The organism is Marinobacterium iners, from assembly GCF_017310015.1.
Lineage (GTDB): Bacteria > Pseudomonadota > Gammaproteobacteria > Pseudomonadales > Balneatricaceae > Marinobacterium > Marinobacterium iners.
Genome location: NZ_CP022297.1, coordinates 3,744,700 through 3,758,178, shown reverse-complemented (window position 1 = coordinate 3,758,178; position 13,479 = coordinate 3,744,700). Strand labels below are relative to the sequence as shown.

Sequence of the window (13,479 nt, the reverse complement as noted above, 5' to 3'; positions counted from 1 at the left end):
CTACTGCATGGGATAATGCCCGCTGCACACGATTGAGGACGCAGAGATGGATCAGCAACTTACATTCGCGGACAGCGAGTTCAGCAACAAGCGCCGTCAGACCCGTAAGGAAAAGTTCCTTGGCCGAATGGACAAGCTGATCCCGTGGGTGCGTCTCGAAGCCGTGATCGAGCCCTACTATCCCAAAGCCGGTAATGGCCGCCGGCCATATCCTTTATCCACCATGCTTCGTATTCACTGCATGCAGCAGTGGTATAACCTCAGTGATCCAGCCATGGAAGACGCGTTGTATGAGATTGCGTCCATGCGACTGTTTGCTCGATTGTCACTGGATAAGGCCATCCCGGATCACACCACTATCCTGAACTTCCGTCATCTTTTGGAGCGCCACGGTCTGGCTCGACAGATTTTTGAAGAGGTAAACCAATGGCTGTCTGAAGCCGGAGTCCTATTGAAAGAGGGCTCACTGGTCGATGCCACCATTATCGAAGCTCCCAGCTCCACCAAGAACAAAACGGGCGAACGCGATCCCGAGATGCACCAGACCAAAAAAGGGAATCAATGGCACTTCGGGAGTGCGACCTGAAAGTCGCCTGTATTTCTGTTTTGCAGGGGGAAACTCCTGATGAAACCGGTTGTTTCACCAACCGTTCCCTACCCGAACGTGCGGAGCTGGTAACGGCACTGTGCGAAGCTTCGGGGACAACGTAGCCACCGATTCAGTCGGTATGTCAAACCGTGAGGCAAGACATAATCTGCCAGCATCGAGGTGGGAAGGCGCTAGGGACGAGCGGCTACGGCCAACATACGTGAATCTCTTATAAACGTCGTCATGCCAGACAAGCCAAAGATGCTGACAGGCTTGAACCAAAAGGTGTGCGGATAGGCACGAGCTCTTACCGATAGCTCGTCGTGAACACGATGCCGCCGGCGAAATTGAGAGGTCCGACCCGCTCTGAAATACAGGTGGAACAGGGTAAGCCCGTAGCGCTGCCGTAATCGGCAGGTGAACCGCGAGGAACACTGTCGGTGCTGCGGGTAAAGGAATGTGGAAAAAGCGAAGGTCTCTCTGTAATCGAGGGAATACGGGTTGAAATATCATCCGGCGCGAAAGCGAGCTGACTTCCACGAGGTCTTTCATGGCGAGATAACTTGAATAATCGTTTAACGAGGGAAAGCAGATGACGGTATCGACAATCAGCGTGAAAACGTTCAGGTCTGATACTGGTGCACCTTCGCTCACCGACAAGGTTTGGCTCCGGGCGAACTGGCACCAGATCGAGGAGGATGTGAAGCGACTCCAAGTGCGTATCGCTAAGGCAACACTAGAAGGCAGATGGGGCAAGGTTAAAGCCTTGCAGCGCCTGCTGACTCGTTCCTATTGCAGCAAAATGCTTGCTGTAAAACGAGTGACGGAAAATCGAGGTAAACGAACACCGGGGGTCGACGGCAAAATCTGGTCGACACCCGCCGCCAAACTAAAAGGAGCACAGGCGTTGAAGCATCGCGGCTACCGTCCGCAACCGCTGAGACGTATCTACATACCTAAGAGCAACGGAAAGAAACGTCCGCTTGGGATACCAACAATGCGGGACAGAGCAATGCAGGCCTTGTGGAAGCTTGCTTTAGAACCGGTTGCAGAGACCCTTGCAGACCCGAACTCCTATGGATTCAGGCCAAACCGCTCAACAGCAGACGCCGTAGCACATTGTTTCAATGCGCTTGCTAAACACACCTCCGCCCAATGGGTGTTGGAGGCTGATATTCGAGGCTGTTTCGATAATATCAGTCATGATTGGTTAGTCAGAAACATTGCTATGGACAAAGTCATTCTGCGCAAATGGCTTGAAGCGGGGTATGTAGAGGAAGGAACCTTCTTCGCAACCGAAGCTGGTACGCCACAAGGCGGCATCATCTCCCCGGTATTAGCGAACTTGACGCTGGATGGCTTAGAACAGGTGATCAATCTGAGCGTGGCTTCAACGGACCGCACTCGACGACCGTTCAAAGTTCACGTCGTGAGGTATGCAGATGACTTCATCGTGACAGGTGTCTCCAAAGACCTTCTGCAACACCGGGTACGCCCCGCAATCGAAGCATTCCTGGCAGAGCGAGGTCTTGAACTCTCAAACGAGAAGACCCAAATCACGCATATCTCAGAAGGTTTTGACTTCCTGGGTCAAAATGTCCGTAAATATTCGGGTAAGCTGCTCATCACACCGGCCCGCAAAAGCGTGAAAGCGCTCATGGATAGAGTCCGGCAAGTGGTGAATGGCAATAAGGCAGCGACACAGGCGAATCTGATTCTAACCCTCAACCCCATTATCCGGGGATGGGCGATGTATCACCGCCACGTTGTGTCAAAGGCCCGATATGCATGGGTTGACCATCAGGTTTGGCGGGTTCTATGGCGATGGGCTGTACGCCGGCACGCCATGAAGGGTGCGAAGTGGATTAAGCAAAAATATTTCCACATCGAGGGGGCAAACCACTGGGTGTTTGCATCAGATGAGAAGGTTAATGGCATCAGCCAACGATTGCGGCTCTTTTCAGCCGCGTCCGTTCCTATCGTTCGTCACATCAAAATACGCAGCGCCGTAAACCCCTTTGACCCGGCGTGGGCCGTTTACCTAGAGCGCCGCCAACGATCGTTCCGTAGTGATGCTCGGTTTTACTAATAGCTGTTGAAAGGCTTGAGCCGTATGAGGGGTGACTCTCACGTACGGTTCTTAGGGGAGGATGGTGTGGTAACACACTGTCCTTACCCGACTGAAGGCTCACATCGGGGTTGATGCCCGCACCGGCATCACGCACAGTTTCACGACAACTGCGGCCAATGAGCACGACCTTAATCAGGCTGATCAACTGCTACACGGTGAAGAAGCATTCATCTTTGCTGATGCGGGTTACAGGGGCGCCGAAAAGCGAGACGAGCTGAAAGATGTCAGTGCGGACTGGTACATCGCAGAACAGCCAGGGAAGCTGAAGACACTGAAAAAACACCCTCGGATCAATAAGGTCAGAATCCGCACCGAGTATCTGAAAGCCAGTATCCGTGCGAAAGTTGAGCATCCGTTCCGGATCATCAAGTGCCAGTTTGGTTTTGTAAAAGCCCGCTACCGTGGCCTGAAGAAAAACGACAGCAAGCTGGCCATGCTGTTCGCACTGGCCAATGTTGTGCGGGTGGACCAGATGCTGAGGGCACAGGGTTAATCCGTCTGCACTGCCTGAAAAGGTGGTTGCAGCTGGTTAAAAAGGGTTAAAAGTATTGAATTTCCGCCGCTGAGGCAGTGATAACGACATTTCAGAGCCTTGGATCGGACTTATTCGTAGCTTCCCCAGAACGGCAGCTCGGTTATCAGCCTGAATGCCGAAGGGCGCGACTTTTTTGCCGTGGGCTTTGAGCATGTGAAGGGGGCCGAGCCCGATGTCGGGCAGAGTCTGCCCCACTGGTTCGAGAAGCTGGGGGCGGTGACGGCCAGACTACATCAGCACAGCCGAGACTGGCAGCCGCCGGATTGGTTCGTGCGCAAGCGCTGGAATCTGGACACCATGATCGCCCCTGACGGCCTGTGGGGCGACTGGCGTGATGCCCCGGGGCTGACGTCGGGTGATGAAGCCCTGATTAATCAAGCGATCGGGCACATTGAGCAGGCAATTATGGACTATGGGCAGAGCGCTGATCGCTATGGGCTGGTGCATGCGGATCTGCGTCTGGCCAACCTGCTGGTGGACGGAGACCGACTGTCGATCATTGACTTCGATGACAGCGGCTTCTGCTGGTATGCCTATGACTTTGCAGCCGCGATCAGCTTCTACGAGCTGGACTCGATCATCCCGCAGCTGCGCAAGGCCTGGGTACAGGGTTATCGCTCGATCGCCGAATTTACCGCGGCGGATGACGCGATGCTGGACACCTTCGTCATGATCCGGCGCATCATGCTCAGTGCCTGGCTGGCCTCGCATGCCGACAGCGAGGCGGCACAGGGCTTGATTGATGGTTACATCGAAGGGACAGCCCAGCTGGCCCGGCAGTATCTACAGAATAATGGCTGAAGCGAGGAGACATTACCGTGAGCGATATCCGTGGAATTCTGGATCAGAATGCGTTCAGTTTCGACCGTCTTCAGCAGGCCGATGAGCGAATCGGGGCGTTGGTGCGCAAGCGTCTGGAAACCGTTGGCCCCACCTCAATGCTGTTCTATGAGGAACCCTTGCACATTGTTCGGGGCGAAGGGGTCTGGCTGTTTGACGATCAGGGGCAGCGCTATCTGGATGTGTACAACAATGTACCCTCTGTTGGGCATTGTCACCCAAGAGTGGTGCAGGCGGTGGCCGAGCAGATGGGCACGCTGAATGTACACACCCGTTATCTGCATGAAGGCCTACACCGATATGCAGAGCGTCTGCTGGCCACGCTGCCACCACCTTTGAACCGTCTGGTGATGATGTGTACCGGCAGTGAAGGCAACGATATGGCCCTGCGTCTGGCACGTCAGTGGACCGGGCATCAGGGCATCATCGTTACCGAGGCGGCCTACCACGGCAACACCTCAGCCGTGACCGAGGTGTCGCCCTCATCCTTCAAGAAAGGCTCGCTGCCCGAGCATGTACATATCATCCCGATTTCGCAGATGCCTGAGCAGGCCGACCCTTCCGGCTGGTTTGCCGATCAGGTGCGTGCTGGTGTGGCGCGTCTGGATGCGCTGGGGTACGGCTGTGCCGCGCTGCTGGTGGATTCGATCTTCTCCAGCGACGGCATCTTTGCTGACCCGCCCGGCTTCCTCAAGCCGGCGGTGGAATGGCTCCAGGCCAAGGGCATGCTGTTGATTGCCGATGAGGTACAACCCGGTTTCGGTCGCACCGGCCATAGCATGTGGGGCTTTGAACGTCATCAGATTACGCCGGACGTGGTCACCATGGGCAAACCGATGGGGAACGGCTTCCCGATGGCAGGGCTGGCAGCGCGGGAAGAGCTGTTGGCTGCCCTCAATGAGGATGTGGGCTACTTCAACACTTTCGGCGGCTCGACCGTTGCGGTGGCTGCCGGTATGGCGGTGCTGGATGTACTGGCAGAGGAAGCACTGATCGCCAATGCCCGTCAGCAGGGTGATTACCTGAAGCAGCAGCTTGAGGGACTGCAGTCTACCTTTGATGAGGTGGCTGCGGTGCGGGGTGCGGGTCTGTTCATCGGCCTTGACCTGTGCAACCCGGCCCGGGATGGCGCGCCGGATGCGGCCCGGACCACGGCGGTCATCAATGCCCTCAAGCGTAACGGTGTGTTGATCGGTGCCGCAGGCAAGACCGGTAGCACGCTGAAAATCCGTCCGCCGCTCTGTATTGCACGGGCTGAAGCGGACCTGTTTCTGGATCGGCTTGAACAGTCGATCAGGGCAACGGCGGGGTAAATAGCATGAACTATCACGTCGATATTGGCCAGACTCGATACTGTTTCCTGGACCTGAAAACCCTGATGGCAAAGGCGACGCCGCTGCGCTCCGGCGATTGCCTGGCGGGCATCGCGGCGGAGAACGCCACCGAGCGGGTGGCGGCGCAGCGCTGCCTGGCCGAGGTGCCGCTGAAACAGTTCCTGCACGAGGCGCTGATCCCCTATGAACAGGATGAAGTCACCCGGCTGATTTTCGATACGCATGATGCTGCCGCCTTCACGCCGGTGGCGCATCTGACGGTGGGCGACTTCCGTGACTGGCTGTTGTCCGATCATGCCAGCCGCGAGAGCCTGAGCGCACTTGCGCCGGGGCTGACGCCGGAGATGGTGGCCGCCGTGTCCAAGATCATGCGAATACAGGACCTGATTCTGGTAGCGCAGAAAACTGAAGTGGTCACCCGCTTTCGCAACACCATCGGTCTGAGCGGCAGGATGTCCACGCGGCTGCAGCCCAACCACCCCACCGATGACCCGGCCGGCGTTGCCGCCAGCGTGCTGGATGGCCTGCTCTATGCCAATGGCGATGCGGTGATCGGCATCAACCCGGCCACCGACAACTACCATGCAGTGACCCGGCTGATGCACTTGCTCGACGACGTGATCCAGCGCTACGAAATTCCGACCCAGTCCTGCGTGCTGACCCATGTCACCACCCACCTGGAGGCGATCAATCGGGGCGCGCCGGTGGATCTGGTATTCCAGTCGATCGCCGGTACTCAGGCGGCCAACGACAGTTTCGGCATCAACCTGTCGATTCTGGACGAGGCGCACAAGGCGGCGCTGGAGCTGGGGCGTGGTACGGTGGGCCAGAACGTCATGTACTTCGAGACCGGTCAGGGCAGCGCGCTGTCGGCCAACGCACATCACGGCGTCGATCAGCAAACCTGCGAGACCCGCGCCTATGCCGTGGCACGCCGTTTCGATCCGTTGCTGGTGAATACCGTGGTCGGCTTTATCGGCCCCGAGTACCTGTACGACGGCAAGCAGATCATCCGTGCCGGGCTGGAGGACCACTTCTGCGGCAAGCTGCTGGGCCTGCCGATGGGCTGTGATATCTGCTACACCAACCACGCCGAAGCGGATCAGGATGACATGGACATGCTGCTGACCCAGCTGGGCGTGGCCGGGATCAACTTCATCATGGGCATTCCCGGTTCCGATGACATCATGCTCAACTATCAGACCACCTCGTTTCACGACGCCCTCTACGTGCGTGAGGTACTGAACAAGCCGCCGGCACCTGAGTTTGCCGCTTGGCTGGAGAAGATGGGTATTTTCGGTAAGGACAATCGGCTGGCCAGTGGTTCGACGCTGCCGCCGCCCTTTGCCCATCTTCAGGACAGGTTGTAAGGAGGCCTGATTGTGGAAAAGAATCCTGTGGATAAACATCAGATCGTAACGTCCAACAGCTGGGCCAGCCTGCGCCGCCATACCGATGCCCGCATCGGACTCGGCCGTAGCGGCATCAGCCAGCCGACGGCGCCTCAGCTTGAATTCCAGCAGGCGCATGCCCGTGCACGGGATGCCGTGCATATACCGCTGGATGTGAAGCAGCTGCAGTCTGAATTGGCACAGGTCGGGCTGCAGAGCCTGTTGCTGCACAGTCAAGCGGAGGATCGCGCAACCTACCTGCAACGGCCGGACAAGGGACGACGGCTGGATGCCGACTCGGCGGCATTGCTGAAACAGCTGAGCGAACAGCAACCCGCCAGTGACGCGACCATCGTGATCGCCGACGGTCTTTCGTCCACGGCGGTACAGCGCCATGCAGCGCGGGTCGCGGCCGAGGTGGACCAGCGTCTGGCGGCTGAAGGGCTGACCCGATCACCGGTCTGTATCGTGCAGCAGGGCAGAGTCGCAGTGGGAGACGAAGTGGGCGAGTTGCTGGACAGTCGAGTAGTGATTCTGCTGGTGGGTGAGCGACCGGGGCTCAGCTCGCCGGACAGTCTGGGCATCTACTACACCTACAACCCACGCGTCGGTTTGACCGATGCCGCACGCAACTGCATTTCCAATATCCGTCCGGCCGGTATCTCGCCGCAGGATGCGGCCGAACGCCTGCTTTGGCTGGTCAGGGAGTCCCTGCGGCGCAAACTCTCAGGTGTCGAGCTGAAAGACGAATCCGGTGACGCCGAGGCCCTGGAAGGGGAAGGCCAGCGCAATTTTCTGCTGGAGTAATTTGGAACAGCAGGCCGCTCCTGTGCCCGAACAATTGCGACGCTACACCCTGCAGCTCTGTGGCGTAGCGCCCGTTGAACACAGTCTTTTCGGCTCGCTTATTCTCTCCAGCAAAGCAGAGCGCGAGAGCTGGGCTGCGACAGTCAGAGAGCTGGGTCATCGTGAGTCCAGTGAAACGCTTGCGATCGAGTGTGCCTGATCGCGGGTATCTGTCGTCAGAAGTACGGCTTGAACACCATTAATCCGACTACGATGACCATGGCTAAAAAGGCGGGCACCCCCAGCCAGAACCAGTAGCGGCTGTAGCGATGGTAGCTGTCCGGCAGCGGCGCATTATCCGCAGCCGCCTGCCGGGACAGCGCTTTCATCCTCAGCTGCAACCACACCACAGGCAACCAGCACAGGCCCGCCAGCAGGTAGAGGGCGAAGGTAAGCATCACCCAGGGGGTGGTGATCGGCAGGCCTATAACCCACAACATCGCCACACCGGTAAGTGGCTGAATCAGAATGGTCGGGGTGGTGAACAACCAGTCGGCCAGCACCACCAACCGGTCGGTTTCGGCAATGGCGGGAACCTGTCCGCTGCGGTAGCTCATGTACTTGTAAAAAGCGCTGCCCAGACCGGTGCCGAACAGCAGAAAAGCGCTGAGTATATGGGCGGATTTCAGGATCAAATAGATACTCATTGTGCGTCTCCTTCGCGAACATACAGCATCAGACTGGCGGCAATCAGTGGCAGGTTTTTACTGATTGGACCGAAAGGGTGGAGCCAGAATTCGGGCAGGCAAAAGGTGAGAATCAGGCTATAGCCCAGCATCATGGCGATCTGGGTCAGCAGAACGAGCCGAAGCCGATAATTCAGAAGCAGCGCCAATCCCAGCAGCGTATCCAGTAGCGCAGCAGTGTAGAGGGCGATGGGCAAGGCGACACCTGACAAGCCTACTGCCGCAAGCATCTGATAGCTCTCATCCACTGGGTACCAAAGGGCCGAGGTCAGCCCTGTCCAGATCCACATGAAGGCCAGGCTCAAGCGCAGTAATGGCCAGAGGAAGAATAACCCGGCCTGCTGGCGCTCGGCACGACTGGCTGGCATCTGTTCGATACTGTGCTCGAATGGCTGAGGCGTAAATCCAAATGCCTGCTTAAAGGGTTCGACCGGCGCAGCATTACCTCGTTGTAGCATCTGCAAACTCTCAGCATCCACCGGCAGGCGGCTGAAGGGTGCGCACACACGAGCACCTGACTGGGCGAGGGCTAAGGGTACTCGTATCGATGGAGCGGTGGCTTTACCCAGCCACTCTCGCCAGCCGTTGAGCCAATTCTGGAAGCTCAGGGCTGAGGGGCCGACACAGTCGATCCGTTGCCGAGAGGGCGACTCGCTTGTCAGAGCGGTCAGCACCGCTTTGACCAGATCATCGATATGAATCGGCTGCACTGGCTGTTGGCCGTCACCGATCAACGGCGTGAGCGGCAGTGCGGCAAGGCCGGCAAAGAGCTCACTGCTGGCAGAGCCGGGTCCGTACACCAGAGAAGGGCGAAGGATCAGCCAGTCCAGCGGCTGCTGGGCGAGATAATCATCGGCTTCCCGCTTGCTCAGGTGGTAGGCGGTTTCAGCCTGCTCATCAGCGCCCAGTGCTGAAATCTGGATTACACGGGTGATACCCTTTTGAACACAGGCATTGAACAAGGCCTTGGGAGCCTGCGTATGCAGGGCGTTAAAATGTTGGCCCAAACCTTCCAGAATAATGCCCACCGCATTAATGACAGCATCCAGGTCGCTCAGACGGGAAAGCCAGTCCTCGGGACTCAGGTCGTGTGAGAAATCACAGGGGAAAAAGTCCAGGCAGGGCAGGTCAGGGGGCTGACGGGAGCAGGCGACCACTTCATGTCCCTCTGCCAACAATGCGCGGTGCAGGTGTTGGCCAATAAAGCCGGTGGCGCCGGCCAGCAGTACACGCATGAGGTACCTCCAGTGCAGATCCGTTGCGTAGTGGTTTTTGTTATTTCTGTCAAAACAGAAATAAACGGGTAAATTTTTTTACTTGCCCATCAGGCTCTGTACACGGGCACCCAGTTTCATCAGCTTGATCAGCGTATTGCGGTCGACCGATTTCATCTGGCCATACCACTTGATCAGCTGCTCCAGAAAATCAAGGGTGTCATCAATACGGGCCTGTACCTCGGCGGGTGTTTGGCTGTCTTCCTTGCCTTCAACCGAGCAGCTGCGCAGGGTGGTCAGCGTTGGGTCCAGCTCGCGTTGCTTGCGGCCTTCCATGATGGTCATGAAGATATCCCACACATCCTGCTGAGAGGCGAAATAGTCGCGTCGGTCGCCCAACTTCTGGGAGGTATGAACCAGTCCCCAGGACTGCAGCTCTCGCAGGCTGGTACTCACATTCGAGCGTGCCACGCCCAGCGTTTCGGTAATGGTTTCAGCTGTCAGGGGTTCGCCAGCCAAATAGAGCAGCGCATGAATCTGTGCCACGGTACGGTTCACCCCCCAGCGAGAGCCCATCTCTCCCCAGTGAAGAATAAAGGTTTGCATGGTCGGACTGAGCTGCATGATGGTGCCTTTCATTTATTTCTGTCATTACAGAAATTAGTGCAAACATCCAAAATCGTCAACATCGGTTATGCACAATCGCATGAAAGTGTCCAAAATAGGTGGACAGCAAGACTGATTACTGGCATTAATTAGACAGTCGTCTAATTATGGCCGCCCGGCCGAAATGCTCAATCCGCAGGAGGATCTATGTTCAAAGCGATCGTACTCGACAAGGCAGAAGACCAGCAGACCGTTGCCTTCAAGGAACTGGATGATGCCCAGTTGCCCGAGGGTGACGTGACCGTGCGGGTGGCGTATTCCACCATGAACTACAAGGACGCGCTGGCGTTGACCGGCAGTGCACCGATCGCCAAGAGTTATCCCATGGTGCCGGGCATCGACTTTGCCGGCGTGGTCGAATCGTCTGACAACCCGGATTTCAAGCCGGGCGATCAGGTGGTCCTGAACGGCTGGGGCGTGGGTGAGAAGCACTGGGGCGGTCTGGCCGAGAAGGTCCGTGTACCGGGCGACTGGCTGATCCCGCTGCAGGCGCCGTTTACCGAGCGTCAGGCGATGGGGCTGGGGACTGCCGGATACACGGCGATGCTCTGTGTGCTGGCGCTGGAGAAACAGGGCGTGAAACCTGAAGACGGCCCGATTCTGGTCACCGGTGCCGCTGGCGGCGTCGGCAGTGTGGCCGTGGCGGTTCTGGCCAAGCTGGGTTACGACGTGGCGGCCATGACCGGTCGCCCGGAAGAAACTGACTTCCTCAAAATGCTGGGAGCATCCAGCATCGTAGACCGTGCCGAGTACAGCGAGAAAGGCCGTCCGCTGGCGAAAGAGCAGTGGGCCGGTGCCATCGACGTGGCCGGTGGCCAGGTGCTGGCCAACGTCTGTGCTGCGATGAAATACCGTGGTGTGGTGGCGGCCTGTGGACTGGCGGCCGGTATGGGCTTCCCGGCCACAGTGGCGCCGTTCATTCTGCGTGGCGTGACGCTGGTCGGTGTTGACAGCGTGATGGCTCCCAAGGCCGAACGTCTGGAAGCCTGGCAGCGTTTGGCAAAGGACCTGGATATCAACAAGCTGGAAAGCCTGATCACCGACGTGCCGTTCGAGCAGGTGATTGATCAGGCCGCGCTGATGATGAAGGGCCAGATCCGTGGCCGTATCGTGGTGCCGGTTGCCGGCGAATAATGATCAGGGATGAGAGTCCCGACAATTGAGTCCCGACAATCAGGAGAGTCGTAATGAGTGAAGTGAAACAACAGGCGATCAGCCGTTTCCCGGTGCCGGAGCTGTCCGATATGCCGGAAGATATCCGTGAGCGGATTCTGGCGGTGCAGGAAAAGGCCGGTTTTGTTCCTAACGTGTTTCTGGTGTTGGCACATCGGCCGGAGGAGTTTCGTGCCTTCTTTGCCTACCATGATGCCTTGATGGAAAAGCCGGGCAATTTGACGATTGCCGAGCGTGAAATGATCGTTGTGGCGACCAGCAACCTGAACCAGTGCCAGTACTGCGTGGTGGCCCACGGGGCCATCCTGCGCATCCGGGCCAAGGACCCGCTGATTGCCGATCAGGTGGCGGTCAACTATCGCAAGGCTGATATCACCGAACGTCAGAAGGCGATGCTGGATTTCGCCGTCAAGGTGTCGATGCAGGCTTACGCGGTGGGTGAAGAGGACTTTGCGGCTCTCAAGGCGCAGGGTTTTGACGAGGACGATATCTGGGATATCGCGGCGATATCATCCTTCTTCGGCCTGTCGAACCGTATGGCCAACGTGACCAGCATGCGCCCGAATGCCGAGTTCTACAACCTCGGTCGCCAGCCGCGCTGAGTTGATTCACCAGGGGCAGGATGCGCCTGGTGATCTTCATTTTTGGTGGATATGTCAGTCGCTGCGAGCATTGCTGGATGAGTCCGGGGACAGATCGCGATCTATAAAGCCAGTTGCTTCAGTCATCGCCTGCTGACATTGAGGAGATCAATCAGGCCTGTGAATTGACAGGGCGATCCCGTGTTAAGATGCTCGGCCAGAATGTGACCATCAATGACTCAGGGAAGGGCTATGTCGCAACAGGCGGACTATCTCGCGTTAAGCAAGGGTGCTCGAATGCACCTGAAGCGAACGTCTGACAACCAGTTCTATTTCAGAACCTCAGGCCAAGTGAAATGGATTATCTGGGGTGTTATTGCGCTGGTCTGTTTGCTGGGATCCTTGCTGATGTCAGTCGTGCTTGATGGCATCGAGCAGGTTTTCTACATCGGCACTTCTGTTTTTCTCATCTTCTTTACGGCTCTTGCGTTGGGTGTACGACGACACCTGGTGCTGGACGCTGCTGGTCGTGCGATACAACTTGAAAAGTCCTGGTGGGGACTCGGCAGATCCGTGCAGTCGCAAGGGACGCTGGCAAACCAGCGTGCGGTGGTTGCGCCCATAGCGGAACTCTCGGAAGGCTGCCTGCTTGAGATTGCCGGTCAAAAATACACCATTGGCAGCCTCGACGAGACGCGTCAGCTGGCAAGATTCATTCACCAGTATTTCGCTGTGCCCGCGTTTGATCGCGTGTCCCAGTGGCCTGAAGAAATTGAACTTCAAAGCCAACGGGAAACGAGCTCACTTAACGATGCAGATCCTGAAAAGGTCGCTCACGGCTCCAAATCTCACTTGGCTGACAGCAGAGCTGAGTACGAATCCAATGCCTCCATCACGGACGCCCAGATGAAATACGCTTCTGTTTGGGATCAGCGGATATTTCTCAAGCTGGCACTACCTTTCCCGGTCTTTCTTGTGTTGGGTGTGATATTGAGCCTGCTTGTGAACAAGGGAGGGGGCTAGGATGAGTGCCTGGACGTCGTCGTCACCTAATATCGGTAAGCTTGTTCTGACGCGCAAACTCCGGATTGTCGCGATTCCATTCATGCTGGCGGCACTGCTGATGGTGTACCTGGGCCTCTCCAGTGAGTTTCCGGTTATCCTGAGCTGGGCCCTGTTAGCGACTTTGGCCTTGCATGGCTTATGTGTGCGTCACTACCTGTTGATCGACAAGAACAAGGGGACGTTGACGCATCATCTCAGTAGCCTGTATCCCATTGCGCGGTCAGAGTTGCCGCTGGATCGGATTGCGGGTTTTTGTGTGACTAAAACTTTTCTCGAGCGACATGGTTTCAGCTTGGTTGTGATCATGGACGATGGACAACGGGTCATCCTGATGCGCAAAAGAGCGCTCAGCGAAATGGAAGAGCATGGCCAGTCTCTCGCAAAATTCTGTCAGCGGCCCTTCAAAGTGGAACTGAGTCAGTGACGGC

Annotated in this window: 13 protein-coding genes and 2 pseudogenes; 12 read left to right on the top strand and 3 right to left on the bottom strand. The window is 57.2% G+C overall.

All coding sequences use genetic code 11. From position 1 onward, the window contains the following. Positions 1-46 precede the first annotated feature (46 nt). The 8 genes and pseudogenes from CFI10_RS17655 to CFI10_RS17620 form a co-directional block, all read left to right on the top strand. Positions 47-574, top strand: a pseudogene (locus CFI10_RS17655) (IS5 family transposase); the annotation flags it as partial. Positions 575-1,181: 607 nt separating this feature from the next. Further along, positions 1,182-2,678: a group II intron reverse transcriptase/maturase gene (ltrA, locus tag CFI10_RS17650; RefSeq protein ID WP_206837128.1), complete on the top strand. Its 1,497-nt coding sequence runs from the start codon at positions 1,182-1,184 to the stop codon at positions 2,676-2,678. Between the two features lie 91 nt (positions 2,679-2,769). Continuing rightward, positions 2,770-3,213, top strand: a pseudogene (locus CFI10_RS17645) (transposase); the annotation flags it as partial. Positions 3,214-3,357: 144 nt separating this feature from the next. Further along, positions 3,358-4,056, top strand: coding sequence for a phosphotransferase enzyme family protein (locus CFI10_RS17640; protein WP_341868556.1), 699 nt, complete (start codon positions 3,358-3,360; stop codon positions 4,054-4,056). 17 nt (positions 4,057-4,073) lie between these two features. Next, the gene (locus CFI10_RS17635) at positions 4,074-5,408 is read left to right on the top strand and encodes an aspartate aminotransferase family protein (RefSeq protein ID WP_206837123.1); all 1,335 of its coding nucleotides are present in this window, start codon (positions 4,074-4,076) and stop codon (positions 5,406-5,408) included. Between the two features lie 5 nt (positions 5,409-5,413). Continuing rightward, positions 5,414-6,799 carry an ethanolamine ammonia-lyase subunit EutB gene (locus CFI10_RS17630; RefSeq protein ID WP_206837120.1) on the top strand — a complete coding sequence of 462 codons (1,386 nt, stop codon included), beginning with the start codon at positions 5,414-5,416 and terminating at the stop codon, positions 6,797-6,799. Between the two features lie 12 nt (positions 6,800-6,811). Continuing rightward, positions 6,812-7,627, top strand: a complete 816-nt coding sequence (gene eutC / locus CFI10_RS17625) for an ethanolamine ammonia-lyase subunit EutC (protein WP_242530044.1) — start codon at positions 6,812-6,814, stop codon at positions 7,625-7,627. Between the two features lie 22 nt (positions 7,628-7,649). Beyond that, on the top strand, positions 7,650-7,826 hold the full coding sequence (locus tag CFI10_RS17620) for a hypothetical protein (protein ID WP_206837117.1): 177 nt from the start codon (positions 7,650-7,652) through the stop codon (positions 7,824-7,826). Between the two features lie 16 nt (positions 7,827-7,842). On the opposite strand, the gene CFI10_RS17615 is transcribed toward CFI10_RS17620, so the two are convergent. The 3 genes from CFI10_RS17615 to CFI10_RS17605 form a co-directional block, all read right to left on the bottom strand. Beyond that, positions 7,843-8,313, bottom strand: a complete 471-nt coding sequence (locus CFI10_RS17615) for a DUF2269 family protein (RefSeq protein ID WP_091827172.1) — start codon at positions 8,311-8,313, stop codon at positions 7,843-7,845. Beyond that, positions 8,310-9,587 (bottom strand): SDR family oxidoreductase, encoded by a 1,278-nt coding sequence (locus CFI10_RS17610; protein ID WP_206837114.1) that lies wholly within the window; start codon positions 9,585-9,587, stop codon positions 8,310-8,312. Before CFI10_RS17610 ends, CFI10_RS17615 begins: the two co-directional genes overlap by 4 nt. A gap of 78 nt (positions 9,588-9,665) precedes the next feature. Continuing rightward, positions 9,666-10,205: a GbsR/MarR family transcriptional regulator gene (locus tag CFI10_RS17605; protein WP_206837111.1), complete on the bottom strand. Its 540-nt coding sequence runs from the start codon at positions 10,203-10,205 to the stop codon at positions 9,666-9,668. A gap of 174 nt (positions 10,206-10,379) precedes the next feature. On the opposite strand from CFI10_RS17605, the gene acuI reads away from it, so the two are divergent. The 4 genes from acuI (at position 10,380) to CFI10_RS17585 (ending at position 13,475) form a co-directional block, all read left to right on the top strand. Continuing rightward, a complete protein-coding gene (gene acuI / locus CFI10_RS17600; protein ID WP_206837108.1) occupies positions 10,380-11,366 on the top strand; it encodes an acrylyl-CoA reductase (NADPH) in 987 nt (328 codons plus the stop codon). Between the two features lie 53 nt (positions 11,367-11,419). Next, a complete protein-coding gene (locus tag CFI10_RS17595) occupies positions 11,420-12,007 on the top strand; it encodes a peroxidase-related enzyme (protein WP_091827175.1) in 588 nt (195 codons plus the stop codon). Positions 12,008-12,238: 231 nt separating this feature from the next. After that, positions 12,239-13,009 (top strand): hypothetical protein, encoded by a 771-nt coding sequence (locus tag CFI10_RS17590; protein ID WP_206837105.1) that lies wholly within the window; start codon positions 12,239-12,241, stop codon positions 13,007-13,009. 1 nt (position 13,010) lies between these two features. After that, complete coding sequence (locus CFI10_RS17585) at positions 13,011-13,475, top strand: hypothetical protein (RefSeq protein WP_206837102.1); 465 nt, start codon at positions 13,011-13,013, stop codon at positions 13,473-13,475. The last annotated feature ends 4 nt before the right edge of the window (positions 13,476-13,479 follow it).